The sequence below is a fragment of the Pseudomonas sp. PME37.24/025 genome (genome assembly GCF_055556615.1).
In genome coordinates, this window is the sequence record NZ_JBVHNK010000241.1 from 1 (window position 1) to 268 (window position 268).

The window sequence follows — 268 nt, forward strand, 5'->3', positions numbered from 1 at the left end:
TGAGGTAGTGCGCCCGCTGGCCAAGCCGCTGATCGAGGATGGCGGCATCTGCATCCTGCGCGGCAACCTGGCACCGCGCGGCGCGGTACTGAAGCCGTCGGCCGCCACGCCCGAGCTGATGAAGCATCGCGGCCGCGCCGTGGTCTTCGAGGACTTCGCGCACTACAAGGAACGCATCAACGATCCTGACCTGGACGTCGATGCCAGCTGCGTGCTGGTGATGAAGAACGTCGGCCCCAAGGGTTATCCGGGCATGGCCGAAGTGGGC

General features: G+C 66.4%; 1 pseudogene. It reads left to right on the forward strand.

The features are described 5' to 3' along the window. A pseudogene (locus ACZ3HH_RS30210) lies at window positions 1-268 on the forward strand (dihydroxy-acid dehydratase); the annotation flags it as partial.